Here is a 20,089-nt window from a genome sequence, read left to right as displayed (position 1 = left end):
TTATTTACTGTGCTAACGGAGGGCTCATACTTTACCCTTTACTATTGTTTAGCCCTCCAGTTAGATACATATTAACAAGCATCCAAATTATCATAAGAGGATGCTTACTAAAAAAGTTTATTCAGCTTTGAGCTTCGAAGTCTTCATCCAATTAACGCTTTACTGAATAGTATAGTGTCATCCCCTAAGCAAATACATTGACCCTCCTCCCTTAACTTTTACTATTTATTTTGTAATCTGAAATAAAGAAAAAGAGTGAAAGCCCTAGTAAAATAATGGGGAGGAAAAAGAGTCCTGCATCATATTTGACGGAATGCTCCATTTTTATGCCAAACAAATAGATGAATAACGTAAATGAAAAACATAATGATAGTGTCCCTGCTAAACTTTTCATTTAAATCCTCCTTATGTCAATCAGATATAATAAAACATGAATAAATCCATGACCCACTTCTAGTTATTTTCGTTTCACAGCCCCTTCGATTTCAGCTATCCACTCTTTTCCACCATAATGACAAAGGTGGTTTCCGTACCTTTCCTATCAAACATCTTCATTTTTTAAGAGATAAATAAAGTTTAAACTAAGCACGGCTCAATCTACGTCAGCTAGATGTATTTCTCACTATAAATTTGGATACAGATTCCACGTATGAGTGGAAAAATCAGACATTGAGTTGTTCATAACAAACGTCCGACATCCGATTTAAGCATGCTATAAAAATTTTTCGCCATACCTGATCGTACCGAAAATTCATTATGCCCCATTTCAATTTCGTGAAAAATATATCTTTAATAGGTGGGCTTGAATTCTTTTAAATGATGCTGACTTGTCTGGCTTCTGGCGTAATTATGTAACTGCCACCTTACGCACATATAGAATCTTGGAGATAAAACGTTGTATCCCAGTTTAGACACCGTTTCATCGCCCCCATTGATTATTTACGGCACATTCTATAGTATACTTATAATCACTTAATATTCCATTATTAGGTTAAATAAAAGCCATATGCTTCCTTTTGGCATTCTTCATCAGCTTGTATTTTAGTGGTTCCCCAAATAGAATATAGTCCCATAAAAAATGAAAGAGGTGGTTAATCATTAGTGAGCATGACTATAAAAAGTATAAAATTTATCCAAAATCAGAAAGATATACGGCTGTGTTTTTATTGGCTACTGTAATGGTTTGGGGAATTTATGATCGGATTACGACAGGGGAGATTGGGGCTCCGTGGTATATAATCATTTCCACTTCTGTATTTAATGCCATCCTTAGAACCTATTATGCAAGAAAAGAAAAAAGGCGAAAAATGAATATGTAATGATGGTCCAAATGGATGTAGTCCCTATCCAAAGCAGGTGCTCGTGCGCTTGCATTTTTTGATCGTCGATTTTTCATACAGCTTACAAATGTATGTTAATCACTTAGTCTCCGTTAAAAATACCCACACCCTTCCTCTTCATAATTCAAAAAATCATCTGTTTCCCTTTGGATCCATTGCAATTTCTCCTTCATGAATTAAACTTTTAATTTTTTTCTGATGTGTCCTATGACATTTATCGCTAATCATCTGGTTAGGCATACATATTATAAATTATCGAAAGGAGGTTTATCATTATGTCTGGATACTATGGTGGTAACGGTGGAGGCTACGGGAATGGTACAGGGTTTGCACTTCTCGTTGTTCTATTCATACTTCTCATAATCGTTGGAGCTGCTTTCCTGTATAATTCATATTAATATCTTTAATAGGGATCAGCCTATTAATCCGTCCCGTGAAAACAATAAATCCTCCAATACTGGTAATAACAATAATCCATACACCTATCTATTTTATGAGTCACTTTCCGGTGACTCTTTTATTTTTTTCTGCCCCACTACTAAACTAAACGCCATGAAAAAGGCCACTCCGACATGGGATGTGGCCTTCGACATAAAATTAATCAAATTGTATAGTCTGTTGCACGATGGATACCTTATAAACGTCTTTCGTATTTATTAATATCGATTTAAAATGTTCTGTTTCCGTAAAGGTATACCATGGTTTCTCGTTGAACCCATTAAAAACTTCTTCTGTAAAAGTTTCTTGTCCAATATTAGTTTTAATTTTATATTCTTCTTCGCGATTTTCGTTAAAGTGGAACTTCACTGTATATTCATAATCCATGAACCAACACCCCCCATCTATCTTTATCATGGGATAAATAGTGTGGAAGTAATCAAAAAAAATATAAATGTAATAAAACCCCATGCCATTGAAGGGCTCTTATGTAATCCATAGAAAAAAAACCAGGTACTCATTATAAATGAGCGCCTGGTTTTATTATTACCCGATAATGGGTATTGAAAGCATGCAAATATTAAAGTTTTACGATGTTTGCAGCTTGTGGTCCACGTTGACCATCTTCGATTGTGAATTCTACTTTTTGGCCTTCTTCAAGTGATTTGAAACCTTCACCTTGGATAGCTGAGAAGTGTGCGAAAACGTCTTGTCCGCCTTCTACTTCGATGAATCCAAAACCTTTTTCTGAGTTAAACCATTTTACTGTACCTTGTGTCATTTAAATGACCTCCATTAATTGTATTAAATAAAATCTTACATCGTTAAAGAAAAAATTCACATATTGCAAAAAGTATCAAAAAAACACGATTACTCTTTGTAATATGTGAATTCATTGTTTCTTTAGCACCGATTTTATTAATATCATTGTATAATAAAAAATCACATTTGTCTAGTACTAAGTAAAAAAATCCAAAAACAATTATTTGCTCGTTATATGTTTGCGTGTATTTCTAAAAAAACTCAGGTAATCAAGTCAATTGATTACCTAGAGAAAATTGTTTTTTCATGATTATTTTCCACTTAAACCTTTAGTGACCCTCGAAAACCTCTAGCTGCATAATAAGAATCTGCCCCATTATGATAGAGGAAGATTGTGTCGTAGCGACGATCACAGAAGATAGCCCCGCCCAGTTTACGGATTTTTTCAGGGGTTTGAATCCAGCTTGACGTTTTTAAATCGAATTTACCTAGTTGCTGTAACTCTCGATATTGTTCTTCCGTTAAAAGCTCAATCCCCATTTCTGCTGCCATATCCATTGCGGTCGTTTCGGGTTTATGATTTTTTCTTGCTTCCCATGCCTCTCGGTCATAACAAACACTTCTGCGACCTTTTGGACTTTCTGCCGAACAATCATAAAACATATATTCATCCGAATTTGGATGATAGTGAACGACATCTGGTTCTCCGCCAGTTGCTTCCATTTCATGGAGCGACCACAGTTTGTCTACATTCGCTTCCAGCTTAGCCTGTATATTTGTCCACTGAAGGCCTTCGTGGCGATTCATATTTTTCTCAAATCGAGCTTGCAATGTTTGCAATAGTTCCTCGCGTTGTTCAACTGATAGTTCTTTATTTGTCATTTTAGTTTTCTCCCTCACGCTTAAATGATAGTCCCTCTTCTTCCAATAAAGCTCTCATCATAGGGATTGACGCTGGTCCAATTCCATGAATTTTTAATACATCTTTTTCGGTGTATTTGGATAGTTCATGCAAGGTATCAATCCCCTCGTGAATTAAAGCATTTCTTGCAGGAGAACTCAGTTTTGAAAGGAAACCACTCGTAGGCTTATTTTCTTTATCGCAGGTCGGGCAGCTTGGACAATCTGTGCTTTTGTAAAAACGATGTCCTTTTTCGCAAAACCTTAAACGTTTTTCTGCTTTCACTATCATCCCTCCAACATACATGCTATTAGTTTATAGTATCATAATTCACTTGTCGGAATGATAAGAAGAACTGTATCAAAACTTGTTCGATTTAAAACGTTTGTAATTGATTATCTGTTAAATTTTGTACGCCCATATATTGAACTTTTGGTTCTCCATCCACATATTTAACCACCGCATATCTTTGTATATCTGGCTTTAGCCATACCCGAGCATCCATTGGCCAACTTGCAATGTCCTTCTTAAACATTTCCTCAGAAGTGACCGTCACATCTTTTGTTAAGGAATAATCTAAGCTATTAAATTCAGAGTCAAGAAATGTTACATAATATACATCATTTGATACTTTATAGACATCCTGATAATTACGATGAATGGAATCGAAATAAAAGCCAGTTGGATAGATATAAAACTTACCTAACTCATAGGTTACAATGTCTTGGCTATCTCTCGATGGAAAATTCATACTATCTATAGCAAGTTCAACACCGAATGCTTCTTTATATTTCGCTTGAACGATAGCTCCATCGAAAACCATTTCGCCATTTTCCGAATACTCATGATCAATATTGTACTTCTGGACAACGTCTAACACTAAAGACATAACGATTTGCGGATCATGATGATTAATGCGTCTCATACTACTAAATTCATCTAATGCATCAACAATTTCTTTCTTTTTATCCTTCTCAAGTAATTCATCTTTGCCCACAATATTATTTACACTCGGCGAAAGAGTTGCAAGGGTTTTTCCAACAATAGTGGCTGGACTTGAAGCATCAAAACCGTAATTTTTCTCAGCAAAATTACTAATCAGTATGGGACGTTCTTCTCCATCATATCGTGCAAACTCTTCTTCGAACGTCATTCGATCTGTTTCCTCATCATTTAATGTATAAAATAGATCGCCTTCATTATTATGACCGAAATTACCGGACGCTACTAATTCCATCTCTGATTTTTTGGGGTCCTTTGCGTAAACCCATATGTTGTTATTAGCAATACCTTGACTCATTTGATAGGAAAACATTTTAAGGAAGGTACGACCATCCTTCCCCTTTACTAAAGAAACATTCATGTCACAAGCGGAACATACTAATTTATCAATTTCACTTGAAAAAGATAGCAACGCATCTTCTCCATTAGCATTTCCCGTCCAAATTTCTTGTATGTAATTATCTTTATTACGATGAGGATAGGCGGATAATGGGTAGTCAATTCCTTTCATGAATGTATAAACCTCGTTAACACCATCATTATCAAAATCGACTAATTCCGCATATAAAACTCCTCTATCATGCTCATTTTCTGCAAAAGTATGCATGTCATATGTATAACCTAATGTTTCAACTGCTTCAGATAGTTTTTCGTATAATTGACGATTGACCACTTGCCTCTCTTGATCGTTTGTTACTATTTTTTCAGCATCCTCAGCTTTAGCAGTAGGTGTCTCCTTTACTCCGTTAGAACATCCATACATCAGTACAACTAAAAATAATAATAATAAATAACTTTTTTTCATTTAAAGCTACAACCTTTCAATACCTTAATAATATCTATGTCAATTTCCTATATTTACAACTTTATACCAATATTGCTAAGCTGTATCTAATAAAATTTTGATTTTACTTAAACACTTTAAGAAAAAAAGGATGTTTATAAAAAAGAAATTATTATGGTACACAATGTATATCCGTTCCTAGTAGCAAAATAAATTGATGACAATTAAATTCCTTCTGATTCTTCTATATATGTACCGGTTATTTTCGAAAAGTAATGCCCCCTTGTCATTCAAAAAAATTTGGCGCCATTTGCAAGTTGGTAGTCAGTGTTTGCTAGTTACATGGCGTGATGAAAAAGATACTATATATACTGTTCCGTTTAAACGCACCTTCTTAAAGACAATAAATGAATAAAGGAGCCTAATACATTGACGTTACATACCTCTACTCGTATTAAAATGCCGTTAGGATTTTGGGAGGGGCTCCGTCAATTAGGGATAGCCCCCCACGATGTCATCCGAAAAGCACAATTACCTATCACTTTGATGACTGAACCAACTGTTTCGCTAGCACAATATTACGCGATTTGGCAGGCATATGCCGATCACATTGACGATATGGCTAAAGGAATCATCCAACTGGCAACTAGCTTTGATAGCAAGCATTACCCACCAACAGTCTTGGCAGCTTACCATGCTCGTGATTTCCGTGATGCTCTCAAGAGAATGGCACGCTACAAACAATTGTGCCCGCCTGAGAGCCTCCGTATTACTGAAGAGGGAGAGAATTGTACAATCGAGCTGCAATGGTCAGATAGGGAGCAGTCGGGTCCGCCGATGCTTGTTGGCATCACACTGGCATTTCTTCTTGAGCTTGGACGGCGAGGAACGGATAGTCCCTTGACAGCAAAATGCGTTGAATTTTCACATTCAATGGGTGATATACAAACGCTTGAAGCCTATTTCGGTTGTTGTATCCAGATAGGTACAAAATGGAACCGGTTGACGTTACATCGAGAGGATTTAGACCACCCCTTCTCTTCATATAATTTGGAGCTATTAGAGATGCTGACTCCGCTTCTAGATCAATCGTTGAGCGAGCACCAACAAAGCCATTCGCTTACCGAGACGGTCAAGTGGATGATGAAACGTAGCTTAATGGGAGGACGCCCAGACATTCAGACGGTTGCTAGCGAATTAGGGATGAGCGACCGTACTTTACAGCGTCGGCTTTCAGACGAATGTACGAGCTTTAAGCATCTGTTAACTAAAGTAAGACATGAGCAGGCACAGGTATATTTAGCAGACCCCACTCTTGATATTAAAGAGGTTGCCTTCTTAATTGGCTATGAAGATCAAAACTCGTTCTACCGCGCCTTCCGCCTTTGGGAAGGTGATACACCAGCAAATTGGCGTACTAAACATATAGAAAGAAATGTTTAAATTACTATAATAATAAAGGAGAAATAGCGTATGGATATGGGATTGAACAATAAAACAGCTTTAGTTACTGGATCAACGAGAGGTATAGGGAAAGCCATTGCTTTTGAGCTAGCCAAGGAAGGTGTTCATGTACTCATTAATGGGCGAAATTATAATGAGGTAGAACGCATTGTAAATGAAATAAAGTCAGCTTACCCATCTACGTCTCCTCAAAATGCCACAGCCGATCTTGCAGATACCCAGCAAAGAGAAGCTTTATTCGAAAAGTATCCCCATATAGATATACTCGTGAACAATATGGGTATTTATGAAATGATGTCCTATGAAGAAGTTGACGATGAGATATGGGAAAAATACTTCCGTACGAATGTTCTGGCGGCTAATGGTTTATGTAAATTTTACTTACCTACAATGCTAGAAAATGAGTTCGGCCGCATTATTTTTATCGCGAGTGAAGAGGCCATTATGCCTTCTGGGCAAATGCCTCAATATTGTATGACAAAAACGATGCTCCTCTCTTTGTCGAAAAGCCTATCTCAATTAACAAAAGGAACAGAGGTTACCGTCAATACAATTATGCCTGGCCCAACACTTTCTGAGAATGTGTATGCAATCATTGATAGTATGTATACTAATCAAGAGATGAGCTTTACCGAGAAAGAGCACAAATTTATGACTACAAACCTCCCTCAATCGGAAATACAAAGGTTTATCAAACCCATTGAAATCGGGAGAATCACTACCTTTATTTGTAGTCCCTATGCTTCCGCCTTTAAAGGCTCTCCGATTCGTATGGATGGAGGTATGGTACCGACTATCTTTTAATATGTAGAGCTCAAAAACGTATAGCCGATGTCACCACTACGGCGAGTCGAGCTGCCTACCTTATGTGTCGCCGCCCTTTAACTTATGCTATAAAAGCCATCAAGAGTGTGAACTCTCGATGGCTTTGTCAACCGTTTGGCCAGCATATTTCTATACTGTTATTTGCCTTCTATCAATTCATTACTGTACATGAACGGTATATGTTCCGTTCTCATTTTCAAATTTATAAACATATAAATAATACTTTCCAGGCTTTGCATTCAATTTACCGTTTATCATGTTTCCGTCTTCCTGTCCAAAAGACGCATAATTTTGGCTATCTGATTCATGATAAAGCACCCATGTCATGCCAATTTGGTTTTCATTTAAAACAGATATATCTATTTCTTTAGGAGATGTAACATTGAATTCGTATACATCCGTATGATCATCCTCCATTAAACTACCGCTTAGTGGTGTATGAAATGGAAGCATAGTGGCTTCTTCTGGACGATTGTTTGGTTCTATCTCCGTTTTTGTACTATTTTGTACTTGAACGGTATATGTTCCATTTTCATCATCAAACTTATAAACGTATAAATAGTACTTTCCTGGTTTCGCATTGTACTTACCTTTTATTGTCTGTCCATCTTCCTGTCCATACGCTACATAGTTTTCCTTATCAGATTCATGATAAAGCACCCATGTCATGCCAATTTGATTTTCATTTACGACAGAAATATCTATTTCTTCTAGCGATGTAATGTCAAATTGATAGACATTTGTATCGTTTTCTATCAAACTACCTTTTATTGGTTTATTAAATGGAATGGTCATCGCATGTTCTTGCCCTGTTTGTCCTCCTTTCTGTACAGTGGCAGTTGTTTGCCCTTTACTTTCTTGTCCCTTATTATTTTTCACGGTTAACGTCACTTTGTAAGTTCCTTCATTTTCGTATACATGAGTAGGATTTGCTGCTTCACTTGTTGCACCATCACCAAAATCCCAAAGATAAGAAACTATTTCTCCATCCGTATCCTTTGACCCATCACTGTTAAATTGAATTTTTTCATTGATCATGCCAGTATATGGACCATTTACCTGTACAATTGGTGCTTGCGTTTCTCCGTCATCAGTGGAAACACCGTGGAAGACTACATCATACTCGAACTGGTTTGCCGCATTTACACGATAGTTGACAAAGTACGCAGTCATTGTTTTATAGCCGCTCCACTCTTTTTGAGACAGTTGCTCCAGCATTTGGTTTACTTGCTTACTCATCGTTTTCCAATCTTGAGATTCACCCTGTGTTGCACTACCTACATATGTTCCCTCGAGTGTAAACGTATTAAAAAATTGAGACTGGTGTTTCGTCATATTTGCATCTTTCACATGTGCAATATCGACAATTTCTTGCTGTACTTCGTTTAACGCTTTTGGTTCATGCGGCATTAAATAATCCTCTGCTACTTGTGGTACTTCGTATGTTTCTTGGTTATCGATCAATTGCTGCATATACGCTTGATATTCCATATTCAGCTGTGAATCTTTACTTAAAGTGTCACGATAGGCATCATAATTTTTCACATCGTTCGCGCGAATTAAATCTTGAATTCTATCAAACATATCGAATTGATGAGTATACATATAAGACTGTAAAGCAAATGAATAATTGTAAAAATCCCAGGAACCATATGTCGCAAACATTGTTTGTTCAGCTGTATAGCGTTGTGATGGATCATGTGACAATCCACTAATAATGCTCTTACGAGGCACAACGTCATTTGTACGTGTTGACCCTGCAAAAAATTCTGCATTCCCTTCCTGGAACCATGTTAGTCGCTCATTTTGATACATATCACCCGTCCCGAATAGACCAGGCACCTCAAATCTACCTTGTAAAAAGTGCGTATATTCATGACGGAACAGCTCTTCTAAGCTATAAATACTTTGCTCAGGTGTACGTTCATATGTAAAGAATGTTCCAGTCTCTTCAATATAAATACCACCATTATTTGTTTCATATCCGTACAATTGTCGGTTTAATCGGTACTGATCGGGAGAGTTATAAATGACAACGGTTAAGATATCGTCAGCATTACCAGGCTCTAGTGCTTGATCATTCCCGATTACACGATGATATTGTGCCTTTACCTCTTTTGCAGCCCAGTATAATCTTTGAATTTTATCTTCCGTTACTTGATCTCCCGTTTTGAATACAATTGATCCATCATCAAATGTATATGTTTTCGGTAGATACTGTTTTTTTCCTTCTTCACGTACTTTTTGTAAATCAACCGTATTTCCGTTTAAGTCACGTCCACCATAATTTGTCGTAATTTGCTCTACTGCCACAAAATAAGCTTCACTTAAATAGGGATACATATGCATCGCTTGTGAAACGACTTCTAAACCCTTATTCGGATTGCTATGGAACTGCCCTAAACGCCCTGCATAATAAATGCCATTATTAATTAACCAACTATTGCTATCCGTCACATTATGTATTAGGGCAATGTTATTAACTTCCTCTATGAAGCTATCAATCTTCCCATACCACATCGTTGTATTGGCCTCTTTACGAGTGTCATATAAATAAGACTGCAAATCATAATCAATGCCGTGTATTATATCGTAAATAGCTTGTCCTTTTGAATTCTCACTTTCATAGGTAGAAAGATTTTCATTATATTGTTTTAAAATGTTCGTAGCATGTTGAACGGTTTCCACATCACTAGAAGCATTACCTATTAATTTTCCATAGGCAGATACAACTTTATCTTGCTCATCTGTACCAAGTTTAAAGTTTGGATTTTTGGCTATTTCATTTAATGCTGGTAAACACTTATCTTGGAAACTTCTCTCATTTAAATAACCTAGTTCATTATTATAAAACGCTACATAAAAAGCAGAACGCAGTACCTCAACAAATGTTTCGATCCCCTTTGAATCATCCTTCGTAAACGAACTTCCTCTATTACCTAATTCATTGATGATTACTTGCATGCGCTCTTCATTTTGATAAAAAGCTTTTGTGTCATCATTGAATTGGAATAAGTCTGTAATTTGGTACCAACGGATACTGCCAAGCGTATGGATGAGCTCACGATTGCTCATATTATTAAGCTCTGCCATCGAGTACTGCTCCTGCAATTGCTGTGTATCCATCTGTTCCATAATTGGTGCTGGACGTTGTGAAAAATCTCCCATTTCTAAACGTTCTTCATAGGATAATGTTTCTTCAGCCATTGTCGAATGCACCATTTCATCTTTCGACATTTCTATGCCAATGGGTTTCATTTGTAATACATTATACGGCGTTTTTTCTGCTGCCGATGCTTCCGCCTGTAATCCACCTAACGAAATGGCCATTGTACTAACCCCAATTAACAACTGATTGAATGTAAATTTTTTCTTCATTCTATATCCTCCTATAGTCCTATGTAGATTTTTTGGCAATATAGTTATTATTTGGTACTATATTACCTATATTAAAATAACATATTATGTAAAAATATCAACATTAAATGTTATATTTAGGAATATTTTCTTCCATATTTTGAACACTAAGACACATTTAGATCGTTCCCTTATTAAAAAAAGAACCCGAGATGCGGATTCTTTTTAGAAAGGAGCGACCATACAAGGAGTGAGAATACCCCTCTTTTCCTTTTGTCTCACTAGACAAACAAAGAAATTTCCCTCTATTTATGATATTCTTGAAAATAAATAAGCTAGTATAGGGTAAATACCATTTCTCTTCCCTCCCCTCCGCATATTATAGGTTGTAGAAAGGAGGGATTTTCAATGGGATACGGATACGGCGGAAATGTAGGTAATATGAACAACGGCGGTTGTTATTATGGCGGCGACAATGGCGGCAGCTACAACGGTTCAGCTTTTGTATTAATCGTTGTTCTTTTCATTCTTTTAATTATCGTTGGCGCTAGTTTTATGAGTGGTGGATACTAATACATCCCTTTAGCACCTAAAAAAATCCCTTCAATATAATGAAAGGGTCACTTAAACCAGCCTAGTGATCCTTTTGCTTTTCAGAAAGGAGCGATTCGTTTTTTTGCAGCATGATAAACCGAACATCTTTATGAGAATAATAAAAGGGGGCATTGGCTCTGCATTACTAACGATGGGTCTCTTGTTCATCGTAATCACGGTAGACGACAAGCAATTTCTCCAAAATGTAGTAGTAAGAATTATCGGTGTCAGCAGTGTTTTTATAGGCACCCACTTATTACATAAACAGTTTCACCCTTATTCATACAAAAAACCAGGCACGCCTAAATAATCGGTGCCTGGTTTAATTTTTTTCATTTATCTAAATCTGTTTTTTATGGTGGGATCGTTACGAAGGTCTATAAAACCAAGTTATCTTATCATATAAATAGTAATGTTAAGCGAAAAGCGTTTAACAAGGCATCTCCTGATTTGTTACTATGGGGTACTCTCCATGAGTGCCCCTCCCACTTTTCGGTCATTGAATAGGCAATTCCATTCCATTCGTTTAACAGTTTTCCATATGATTGGTTGTGAAGCCATGTTAGCTTTTTTAGCAAATGCATTGAATGGTTCTACCACTTTACATACAACAAAAATCGATCGCAAAATGGAAAGACTACGACAGAATGATTGGTTTGAGGAAATAGACCAAGGTGATCGGTACCACAGATTATTTTTTGCCAATCGTCACGTCAGAAAATATCTTCAACATAATAGACGAGTCAATCAGATGATGAAGAAAAAAGAGCGCAAGCCAAATTTATAGATTTTTTACATAAACAATTGAAAAATCGGCCTCTAGGTGGTAGAAATAACTTCCAACAGAACGTATATTCGTGTATAATTTTATTATACTTGCGAATGGAGGAAGAATATGAACGCAATTGATCTACTTGTATTAAATTTCGAGGAGGTGCGTAGACGTAGTATTAAGCTATGGACATCTATCCCTCAAGAAAAGTTACTTTGGAAGCCCGATCCTGAGGCAATGTCTTGCATCGAGATGATACGACATGTGCTTGAAAGTGAACATTATTACTACCAGGCAATAAAAAATAAAGGTAGTCTAGCTAATTATGAATCCCCATTTGAAAACCAGCCTTACACCACTGTTGAAGCAGAACTATTATTAGCAGAGCCTTATCGACTTGAATTTATGGAAACGGTTCAATCATTCGCGAATGAGGATTTAACAAGTATTCAAATTGACCGCTCAGATGTAGGATACATAAGAGATTTGGGAGATATGTTGCTGAGGGTTGCCTACCATGAGTCAGTTCATACGGGGCAATTATTGGATTATTTACGATCAGCGAACGTAATGATTCCGAAAATTTGGGATTAATGATGAAAGGTGTATCACTAGTAGATACACCTTTTTTCTAAATGATGGTTAAAATATCCGTTGGTTCCTGTAAAACATAATCTGCCTCTTCATACCCCTTAGTCGTTTTGGCCCCCCACAGGGCAAGGGCAAATTTCACTCCTGCTTGTTTTGCACATTGCAGATCATATATCGAATCCCCAATATAAATAGCGTCTTCAGGGGCTACTTGCAATAATTCCAGACAGGTTATAAGAGGCTCTGGGTGAGGTTTATGTTGCACCGTATCACTGGCACTAATAATTTGCGTGAAATAATTACTTAACTTAAAAGGATCAAACTCATCTGTTACTTCTTGTCTTGTTTTCGATGTAACAATGCCGAGCTGTAATGGTTTACTTGCTAAAGATTGGATGACTGCTTCCATATTGGAAAAGACCGAAACCTCCTGTGAAAAATCAAGTACAGCTGCAGACCATTTTTGATGAACCGTCTCTAGATCATCAACGTTTAGCTGTCGTAATGTGTCCTTCCCTGGAATACCTAAGGCAAACCGTAATTCATCCAAAGCATACTCTTTTTCTGTTTCCTCACGCAATGTCCTTTGCAGCGACTGTAAAATCGCTTGTTCTGTATCCAAAATTGTCCCATCTACATCAAAAATAATCGCCTGTAGCATGACCATTCCGCCTTCCCTATACATGATTGCTGTTTACAAACATACATAATTGATGGTACTTGTCCTCATCATAATCTTTCTGACCACGTATATACTTCTCTTTTAAATTATAAAAACAAATGTCAAGATATTCCCTATTATGATGCTGCTTGAAAGGTGTTTTTGCCTCGACTGCCCCCAACGCCTCAAAGTATTTATTCATCTTTTCAAATGTTCTAATTTGATATCCACGCTTCTTCATTTCAGCAATGACCATTTCCGTATAAATAAACAAGTCGTCTTTAGGATATTCGTATATATAATTAATGAGTATATGCTTATCTTCCTTGGCAAATATACTGTTTAATTCTCGCCATTGAGAAAGTAGCTGCCCTTTTGGTAGGAAGGCTATTAAATCTACATGCCATAATCTCATACTCTCTCCCCTTTCTATTATTCATCCAATCATGTAAAATATTCCATATTAGTAAAACACAAACGGAGGTATATTACTATGGAAATAAAAATTGCCACACTTGATGCCATTCCACAAATAGAGGTGTTATACCAAGAGCTCTTTTTAGAAATGTCCATTCTACAACCTAAATATATCAGACCTACTAAACAAGATGTTAATTTTATTCGTTTTACAATTATCGAGGATGATTCCGATATTTTAATCGCTGAAAAAGATCAAGAAATCGTAGGGTTTTTATTACTAAAGGAAATGACGACCCCTCGTTATACATGCATGGTTGAATACAAATACGCTTTTATTATTGATGTCATTGTTGGAAAGCGATATCAAAGTAAAGGAATCGGAACGGCCCTACTGCTAGAAGCGAAAAAATGGGCTGATACTCGCAAATTGGATTATTTGGAGTTGAACGTTCTGTCTGGAAATAAAGGAGCTATCGCTTTATATGAAAAACTTGGGTTTCAGGATATGAACCATACGATGCGCTTTGAGTTGTAGAGAACTCTCTCTCAAGCAATGAAAAACTTGCACACAGCCCTTCTGATGCATATAATCAAAAAGTCGCCTATACGAAAGGGCGACTTTTTTGATGTTTATTTCGTTTTATGGCATCGGCTCATACATATTTTCGCTCAAAGAACCTATTACCCATTGATTATTTCTCTTCGTGATTAAAATCTGCTGAGAAACGTACTTAGATTGATTAGGTAAACTCTCGCTACGATAGATATACATATTTGTTTCTTTTGGATAATAATAATTATAACTTGTTGTATATGGAGACAAATCTGTATAGGTTACATTTCTCATAATAATTAAATTAATCATTTCATCAGTAAAGTACGGCTGTAAGTATTGTCTTTTTTGAGCAACATTCGACAAATTTTTCACTTTGTTAATCGCTTCATCTAGAAGCTTATAGCCATCTCGATAAAACAGTGGTTGTGCATAAACAACGAACCTATTTTCCTCTGAATAGGAACTAGCCATCCGAGCTTTTTATCCCAATACGTATTTTCGGAGCTGACTTCAGCCAATATCACTTGTCTATATTAATTCACTTTCTTTCAGTAAGTCATAAATAATTGTATCTTTTGTTTTGTGAATTCCTAATTTACCAATTTGTTTTAAAATAAATGGCGCATCAATATCTGTTAATTTTTTGCCATCTAATAAGCGAGCAGTTGAAGCTAATAATGTGCGAACATCAAAAGAAGATGCGAATACTTCTGGAACTCCACGATCAATATTTAATAATTGATAGACTGCCTCCATCGCAGTTCTTACTGAATATTCAGTAGTAAAAACGGTATCTCTTACAGTTTCACTAAAGTTGCCAATGAAGGCTAAATTAGCAGACCCTTCTGGCACAACTAATGGACGATCCCCCATGGCTCTTGGCATGAAATAAGAGGTGATGTAAGGCATATAGCATGGAATCGTGTTACAAGAATTTTGTGCGATGTCTGGAATTTCATCAACCGGTACACCCATATGGTACAACCACTCTTGTGCTATCTCAATACCTGAACATTCGGTAATGCTTTTTTTAATAAAATCACCTGGTTTATTTGATAGTAAACCATAAATCCAAACGACTAATTGGTCTTTTGGTTGATGTTTAAAATGAGGTTGTCGGTTTAACGTATAGCTTAGCATCCAATTAGAATCTGTAGCTGTGACAATACCTCCTGTTACTACTTTGCCTGCATACGGGTCCCTTTTACTAATTTTTTCAATATAAGGAGCCACACGATCGTCTAAAGTCGTTAGAGTGGCGGAAACAAACCAGCTTTCTTTTGGAAGATTATCACAGAACTTTTCTGGTCGTCCAAAGTCAGTATCTTGGGCAGCGATGTTTTTCCACAGTGACCAGCTTCCACCTAATTCTTTATTGACAGGGGCTGGGGTATAATTATCCCCGTATGTTGTACTCTCCGTAATACTACCATTTGTCACAAATACCAATTCATTTTCTGTTAGCTCAATATTCTCTTTCACACCATTTTTTCTTAAAACTAATGTATGAGCTACTTTTTTGTCGCCCACTTTATCGACCAAAACATTCTCTACTACCGTATTATATTGAAAATCAACATCATGACCTTCTAAATATTTTATCATCGGTAGCACTAACGATTCATATTGGTTATATTTTGTAAATTTCAATGCTGATAGATCTGGTAATCCACCAATATGGTGAATGAAACGCATAATATAACGGCGCATTTCCATTGCAGAATGCCATTTTTCAAACGCAAACATAGTGGACCAATACAGCCAAAAGTTCGATTCAAAAAATTCCTCTGAGAAAACATCTGTAATTTTTTTATCCTCTAACTTTTCCTCAGGTGTAAAGAATAATTTAATCATTTCCTCAGATGACTGATCCGATAAAGTAAACTTGCCATCATCTTCAAGTCTTTGACCTCTATCTTTTATTAAACGACATTTTGAATAATTGGGGTCCTCTTTGTTTAACCAATAAAATTCATCTAACACAGAAGCATTGTCTACCTCTAAGGAAGGAATGGAACGGAATAAATCCCATAAGCATTCAAAATGATCTTCCATTTCTCGACCACCGCGAATAATAAATCCTCTCGTCGGATTAAGTATGCCATCAAGACTGCCTCCTGAAATATCTAGCTCTTCCAGAATATGAATGTTCTCACCTTTCATTTGGCCATCACGAATTAAAAAACATGCTGCTGACAGCGAGGCTAGGCCCGAACCAATGAGATAAGCAGATTTTCCATCTACTCCCTCCGGTTTTTTAGGACGTGCGAAAGCTTCATAGTTACCATTGCTGTAATACATATTACCGCCTCCATATTTATTATTCTAATATAGAATAACATGAATTACCACAGAAATGGTAAAACGAGCGAATGATTAACAAAATATTCAAATTCAGAAGAAAGCACTCCATTCGAAGTCCCCTATAATTGGACATAACAATCGTTTGTATTTTTATAAGTGGATGATGAAGTATAAAAAATCACGATCAGCGCCTAGATCAATGCCTTGAAAAGGAAAATAAAATACAATAATTGGATGTAAAAATTGCATAAATATTATATCGAAAAATTATTTGTCACATAAATTTTGATTCTCCATAGCTAAAACTTCCTTTTACGTTTACCAAATTTTTCATTACCTCTTTTAAAATTACCTGTCATTTTCGCTAATAATAATTGAACTTCTATTGTCTGTTGTTCCGCTTCATGGATTTTTGCTAAAAGATGCTCTGCCTCTTTTTCCTTAACCACTTTAATTTGTTTCCCCTCGTAATAAATAGCGACAGTCCCTTTTTTGGTAATTTGATACGTAAATGGCTCCTCGCTTAATCGATTTCGTTTATCAATTCCACTCACTTTGTTCAACTCCCGCCCTCTTTATTGTCCACATCAATAAAATATTTTTCACGTCTTGTTATATACCACATCACCAACATCTGTATGTTTCTACGGTTCTGCAGTAATACTAATAAATATTAGATTAGGTAGTAATGAAAGGGTAAAAGATGATTTTACATTTATTTTTAGTTTTTCTAATTCCTTGGACGATTTGTCTCATGCATCTATACAAAAAAGATAAAATATTGCTTTTTTTAGTGGCTCCATTTTTTAGCGTCGTGGCTTATCTCATGAATGCTCTCGGCTTTTATTTCGATTTTTGGGAGGTGCTACCTTTTCCCCAACAAAAAAGTTTCGCTGCACTACCTTTTGATGTAGGCATATATCCTGTCTTATCCTGCTACTGTATCTATTTCATAAAAAAAGTGAACAAACCTTTTTTGGTTCTTCTATTAATGACTTTGCTCACCACTTTTTTAGAAGGGATATTTGTTTTCTTTGATAGGGTCATCTACCAAAACGGATGGAATATTTATTTTACCTTTTTCTCCTATTTGCTCCCTTATTTATTTTTGTATGGATATTATAGATTTTTACTGAAAATACGCGTTCTCCAATAACTATTTTTATGCTTAAAAAAATAATTTTTCTTCAATATAGTTTTAATTTCTACTGAAGAGGCAATCAACTAGATATACTAAGTGAACTCATCATATATATAGTAGTAGTTAAGCTAAACTAGTTTAACAACCTCCTGATTTGTTACTTAGGGTCACTTCTAACCAAAGTGACCCTTCATATGTTTAATAGGGCTTACATAAGTTATTAGGAAGATTTAGTAAACATAAAATTTACCATATATTGAAACATTACCCTCCCTATTTTCGTTTTCAAATTATAAAGGAGGAACTGTTCCATGATGAGTATGCTAAATGTGGGAAGCCTAGTCCTTGGATTAATAGCCATATTGTTACCCATTGCTAGTCTTTCAGCTACTTCGAAACAAATCCAACATTATAGATTAACGATAAGCATATTAAGTCTAAGTGCTTGTGCTATTTCGATTAGTTTCCAATTATTTTACAATTTCTATCTTGTGAAGATTGAGGATTGGAGTGCCCTTATGGATATTACAAGAAGTTCCGTACTGGCTGTCCTATTCTTATTAGTAAGTACGATTCTATTAAATATCCTCATTCTTATTTTTAAACGAAATAAAGTATAAAACCGAAACATGTAGTAACTCTGTTATGGGCTACTACGTATTTAGTATGATTTTCCCTCTCGACTTTTCTAACATTCAAATAGTTTTTATAAAAGGAGGTGGGTGCATGTCAAAAATACCCGTTTATATAAAGCTGCTCATTGGGATTGGGATGATTATTATCCTTACCTCACTGTTTCTGTTAAAGGATCATCCCTATTATTTATGGTTAAGATGGATAGGCAATATTTTATTGATCGTCGGGATTGTACGGATTCCTTTTACAAAGGAAACTGATAAAAAACAAGTCAATATTTGATAAATCCGTTAGACTTTCAGGTAAATTTTCACATCAATAAATCCTTTTATTTTTAAGTCATTTCCTTTATTATCAATAAGGGCACCCTAAAATAGAGAGAAAGAGGTGCTGACATGTTTGGTATTATTAATTATGAAATGTTTTTATTAACAGGGATTTTATTAAATCTAGTTCCTGGTGCAGACACAATGTATATTATTGGGCGAAGTATTGCCCAAGGGAAAAGAGCGGGTGTATATTCTGTTTTTGGAATTATTACTGGCTCCCTAATTCATACGTTATTGGTTTCTTTTGGTCTATCACTCATCCTGACAAAATCAATTGTATTATTTACAATCATTAAGGTAATGGGTGTTATATACCTTGCTTATTTAGGGATAAAGATGATACGCGATCAGTCAACGATCGATTTTGAGGCATCTACAGGGACACTAAACTTAAGAAAAATTTATATACAGGGCCTATTTACAAGTTTGACGAATCCAAAGGTTTCCTTATTTTTCATTGCGTTTCTCCCGCAATTTATTGATGTTCACGCATCTGGGCCCATTCCATTCCTCCTTTTAGGCCTTACTTTTACAGCAACTGGACTTGTCTGGTGTTTAGTTGTTGCGTACTTCACCTCGTATATGACGACAAAATTACGAGGCAATCAAAAGTTTGGACGCCTTCTAAATAAGGCGACAGGAATACTATTTATTTATATGGGCTTCCAATTACTGCAAACATAAGCTCCACACTAATACAGAATTTCACAACTATGCCCCCCACGAACAGCTCCTTTCATTTTGAAGGGGCTGTTCGACTATAATTTAGACAAATATCAAAAGAAATGATGCACATGAGACAAGAAAATTGAAATTTATAAAGTTTACTTAAAAATTCTGTGTTGATAGGCAGAATCTTTTCTTCTACAATCAGGCTAGATTGTTGAAGAACATTCTTTTAAGAAAAATTTTCAAAGGGAGTGTAAAATTGGACCTATTACTTTGGATAACTATTGGTTTCATAATAATTGGATTTGTAGTTCTCACTTCTATGAAAAAAGGGATGGAAAGTAAGGTCACTTTTATAAAAGCAAATAGGGAAAACGAGGAAAATTCGTTAAAAGCTAATTCCGTCATTTGGTGGATATGGAGTTCCACTGCTTGGGGGATAGTGAGTATGTTTCTTGTTGTTTGGTGTCTTCATAATCATTTTAGATGAACCGCAGCGTAAGATAAGAAAAAGCCATTCTCTCTACAAGCGGAGAGAATGAC

At 36.0% G+C, this 20,089-nt stretch carries 24 protein-coding genes; 12 read left to right on the top strand and 12 right to left on the bottom strand.

The window, feature by feature from the left end; all coding sequences use genetic code 11:
- Window positions 1–211 precede the first annotated feature (211 nt).
- Window positions 212–394, bottom strand: a complete 183-nt coding sequence (locus C9J29_RS08215; protein ID WP_043989873.1) for a hypothetical protein — start codon at window positions 392–394, stop codon at window positions 212–214.
- A 1,221-nt stretch (window positions 395–1,615) separates the two neighbouring features.
- On the opposite strand from C9J29_RS08215, the gene C9J29_RS08210 reads away from it, so the two are divergent.
- Window positions 1,616–1,738 carry a YjcZ family sporulation protein gene (locus tag C9J29_RS08210; protein ID WP_080709324.1) on the top strand — a complete coding sequence of 41 codons (123 nt, stop codon included), beginning with the start codon at window positions 1,616–1,618 and terminating at the stop codon, window positions 1,736–1,738.
- 199 nt (window positions 1,739–1,937) lie between these two features.
- Here the strand turns inward: C9J29_RS08210 and C9J29_RS08205 are convergent, their stop codons facing one another.
- The 5 genes from C9J29_RS08205 to C9J29_RS08185 all read right to left on the bottom strand — a co-directional run bounded on the left by C9J29_RS08205 (window position 1,938) and on the right by C9J29_RS08185 (window position 5,248).
- Window positions 1,938–2,165, bottom strand: coding sequence for a hypothetical protein (locus tag C9J29_RS08205; RefSeq protein ID WP_043989875.1), 228 nt, complete (start codon window positions 2,163–2,165; stop codon window positions 1,938–1,940).
- A gap of 193 nt (window positions 2,166–2,358) precedes the next feature.
- Window positions 2,359–2,559, bottom strand: a complete 201-nt coding sequence (locus C9J29_RS08200; protein ID WP_008175097.1) for a cold-shock protein — start codon at window positions 2,557–2,559, stop codon at window positions 2,359–2,361.
- Between the two features lie 302 nt (window positions 2,560–2,861).
- Window positions 2,862–3,422 (bottom strand): DUF4256 domain-containing protein, encoded by a 561-nt coding sequence (locus C9J29_RS08195; protein WP_089984672.1) that lies wholly within the window; start codon window positions 3,420–3,422, stop codon window positions 2,862–2,864.
- A 1-nt stretch (window position 3,423) separates the two neighbouring features.
- Window positions 3,424–3,726: an RNA polymerase alpha subunit C-terminal domain-containing protein gene (locus C9J29_RS08190; RefSeq protein WP_043989877.1), complete on the bottom strand. Its 303-nt coding sequence runs from the start codon at window positions 3,724–3,726 to the stop codon at window positions 3,424–3,426.
- A 91-nt stretch (window positions 3,727–3,817) separates the two neighbouring features.
- Complete coding sequence (locus tag C9J29_RS08185) at window positions 3,818–5,248, bottom strand: hypothetical protein (protein ID WP_089984674.1); 1,431 nt, start codon at window positions 5,246–5,248, stop codon at window positions 3,818–3,820.
- Window positions 5,249–5,686: 438 nt separating this feature from the next.
- On the opposite strand from C9J29_RS08185, the gene C9J29_RS08180 reads away from it, so the two are divergent.
- Both C9J29_RS08180 and C9J29_RS08175 read left to right on the top strand, forming a co-directional pair.
- On the top strand, window positions 5,687–6,670 hold the full coding sequence (locus tag C9J29_RS08180; protein ID WP_107922014.1) for an AraC family transcriptional regulator: 984 nt from the start codon (window positions 5,687–5,689) through the stop codon (window positions 6,668–6,670).
- A gap of 30 nt (window positions 6,671–6,700) precedes the next feature.
- The gene (locus tag C9J29_RS08175; RefSeq protein WP_090001675.1) at window positions 6,701–7,495 is read left to right on the top strand and encodes an SDR family NAD(P)-dependent oxidoreductase; all 795 of its coding nucleotides are present in this window, start codon (window positions 6,701–6,703) and stop codon (window positions 7,493–7,495) included.
- A gap of 180 nt (window positions 7,496–7,675) precedes the next feature.
- Here the strand turns inward: C9J29_RS08175 and C9J29_RS08170 are convergent, their stop codons facing one another.
- Complete coding sequence (locus C9J29_RS08170) at window positions 7,676–10,894, bottom strand: collagenase (RefSeq protein ID WP_107921913.1); 3,219 nt, start codon at window positions 10,892–10,894, stop codon at window positions 7,676–7,678.
- A 387-nt stretch (window positions 10,895–11,281) separates the two neighbouring features.
- Here C9J29_RS08170 and C9J29_RS08165 point away from each other — a divergent pair, with 387 nt between their 5' ends.
- From C9J29_RS08165 to C9J29_RS08150, 3 genes are all read left to right on the top strand, one after another.
- The gene (locus tag C9J29_RS08165) at window positions 11,282–11,446 is read left to right on the top strand and encodes a YjcZ family sporulation protein (protein ID WP_008175107.1); all 165 of its coding nucleotides are present in this window, start codon (window positions 11,282–11,284) and stop codon (window positions 11,444–11,446) included.
- A gap of 493 nt (window positions 11,447–11,939) precedes the next feature.
- Entirely contained in the window at window positions 11,940–12,254 is a 315-nt protein-coding gene (locus C9J29_RS08155; RefSeq protein ID WP_107921912.1) for a hypothetical protein, read from the top strand.
- A 108-nt stretch (window positions 12,255–12,362) separates the two neighbouring features.
- Window positions 12,363–12,833 carry a DinB family protein gene (locus tag C9J29_RS08150; RefSeq protein WP_090001681.1) on the top strand — a complete coding sequence of 157 codons (471 nt, stop codon included), beginning with the start codon at window positions 12,363–12,365 and terminating at the stop codon, window positions 12,831–12,833.
- A 37-nt stretch (window positions 12,834–12,870) separates the two neighbouring features.
- Here C9J29_RS08150 and C9J29_RS08145 read toward each other — a convergent pair whose 3' ends face one another.
- Entirely contained in the window at window positions 12,871–13,491 is a 621-nt protein-coding gene (locus tag C9J29_RS08145; protein ID WP_107921911.1) for an HAD family hydrolase, read from the bottom strand.
- A 16-nt stretch (window positions 13,492–13,507) separates the two neighbouring features.
- Window positions 13,508–13,906: a pyrimidine dimer DNA glycosylase/endonuclease V gene (locus C9J29_RS08140; protein ID WP_008175115.1), complete on the bottom strand. Its 399-nt coding sequence runs from the start codon at window positions 13,904–13,906 to the stop codon at window positions 13,508–13,510.
- Between the two features lie 78 nt (window positions 13,907–13,984).
- Here C9J29_RS08140 and C9J29_RS08135 point away from each other — a divergent pair, with 78 nt between their 5' ends.
- On the top strand, window positions 13,985–14,446 hold the full coding sequence (locus C9J29_RS08135) for a GNAT family N-acetyltransferase (protein ID WP_008175116.1): 462 nt from the start codon (window positions 13,985–13,987) through the stop codon (window positions 14,444–14,446).
- Between the two features lie 105 nt (window positions 14,447–14,551).
- On the opposite strand, the gene C9J29_RS08130 is transcribed toward C9J29_RS08135, so the two are convergent.
- The 3 genes from C9J29_RS08130 to C9J29_RS08120 form a co-directional block, all read right to left on the bottom strand.
- Window positions 14,552–14,938, bottom strand: a complete 387-nt coding sequence (locus C9J29_RS08130) for a hypothetical protein (RefSeq protein WP_008175117.1) — start codon at window positions 14,936–14,938, stop codon at window positions 14,552–14,554.
- A gap of 57 nt (window positions 14,939–14,995) precedes the next feature.
- Entirely contained in the window at window positions 14,996–16,768 is a 1,773-nt protein-coding gene (locus C9J29_RS08125; RefSeq protein ID WP_008175118.1) for an oleate hydratase, read from the bottom strand.
- Between the two features lie 302 nt (window positions 16,769–17,070).
- Complete coding sequence (locus C9J29_RS08120) at window positions 17,071–17,325, bottom strand: hypothetical protein (RefSeq protein WP_008175120.1); 255 nt, start codon at window positions 17,323–17,325, stop codon at window positions 17,071–17,073.
- Between the two features lie 149 nt (window positions 17,326–17,474).
- Here C9J29_RS08120 and C9J29_RS25055 point away from each other — a divergent pair, with 149 nt between their 5' ends.
- The 5 genes from C9J29_RS25055 to C9J29_RS24595 all read left to right on the top strand — a co-directional run bounded on the left by C9J29_RS25055 (window position 17,475) and on the right by C9J29_RS24595 (window position 20,036).
- A complete protein-coding gene (locus C9J29_RS25055; protein WP_008175121.1) occupies window positions 17,475–17,927 on the top strand; it encodes a CBO0543 family protein in 453 nt (150 codons plus the stop codon).
- 296 nt (window positions 17,928–18,223) lie between these two features.
- The gene (locus C9J29_RS08110; protein WP_089984686.1) at window positions 18,224–18,532 is read left to right on the top strand and encodes a hypothetical protein; all 309 of its coding nucleotides are present in this window, start codon (window positions 18,224–18,226) and stop codon (window positions 18,530–18,532) included.
- Between the two features lie 106 nt (window positions 18,533–18,638).
- The gene (locus C9J29_RS08105) at window positions 18,639–18,830 is read left to right on the top strand and encodes a hypothetical protein (RefSeq protein ID WP_107921910.1); all 192 of its coding nucleotides are present in this window, start codon (window positions 18,639–18,641) and stop codon (window positions 18,828–18,830) included.
- 113 nt (window positions 18,831–18,943) lie between these two features.
- Window positions 18,944–19,561: a LysE family translocator gene (locus C9J29_RS08100; RefSeq protein ID WP_107921909.1), complete on the top strand. Its 618-nt coding sequence runs from the start codon at window positions 18,944–18,946 to the stop codon at window positions 19,559–19,561.
- A 244-nt stretch (window positions 19,562–19,805) separates the two neighbouring features.
- Window positions 19,806–20,036, top strand: a complete 231-nt coding sequence (locus tag C9J29_RS24595) for a hypothetical protein (RefSeq protein ID WP_043989880.1) — start codon at window positions 19,806–19,808, stop codon at window positions 20,034–20,036.
- The last annotated feature ends 53 nt before the right edge of the window (window positions 20,037–20,089 follow it).

This window comes from Lysinibacillus fusiformis, assembly GCF_003049525.1.
In the GTDB taxonomy this organism is placed as follows: domain Bacteria; phylum Bacillota; class Bacilli; order Bacillales_A; family Planococcaceae; genus Lysinibacillus; species Lysinibacillus fusiformis.
The sequence above is the reverse complement of the archived record's forward strand: the minus strand, read 5'-3'. Positions and strand labels throughout refer to the sequence as shown.